Below are 556 nucleotides of genomic sequence, written 5' to 3'. Positions count from 1 at the left end.
CGGCCAGCGCGGCCGGCGACAGCGCGTCGAATTTCAGCGTGCTCCATTCCGAAGGCATGAACCACGGCGTCTGGATCGGCGTCAGCGCGGCGACCGCGGCCTGCGACAGGCGGGAGACGTCGTCCATCACCTTGATCTGTCCGGGCGTGAGCGCGGCGGCGGACGCGGGCGACAGCCGGGCGACCTCGGTGGGCGACAGCGGCTCGATGATGGATGGCGGCAGTGCCGAGATCGCGGTGGGCGACAGGGCGTTGATCCAGTCGGCGCTGTAGGCGTTCATCCGGACCGTCAGGCCGGCCGTCTGCGCCGGAGTCAGCGCGGCGACGGCGGTGAGCGACAGGCTGTTGAGCGCGGGCAGGGTCGCGACCTGAGCCGGAGTCATCGCGCGGACCGCGTCGGCGCTCAGCGTCGGCGCGATGGCGGTGGACAACTTGCCGATCGAGGCCGTCGGAATCGCCGCGATCGCGCTCGCGGGCAGCGCGTTGAGCCAGTCGGCCGTCACGTTGTTCCAGGCGATGGGCAGCGCGGCGACTTGCGCCGCGCTCAGGCCGGCGAG

At 72.3% G+C, this 556-nt stretch carries 1 pseudogene; it reads right to left on the bottom strand.

Annotation, left to right across the window (positions count from 1 at the left end):
• Nucleotides 1-556: pseudogene (locus tag FUT87_RS29175) on the bottom strand (hypothetical protein); the annotation flags it as partial.

The sequence above is a fragment of the Mitsuaria sp. TWR114 genome, from assembly GCF_007997345.1.
Note: the sequence above shows the minus strand (reverse complement) of the source record. Positions and strands in the feature narration are given on the sequence as shown.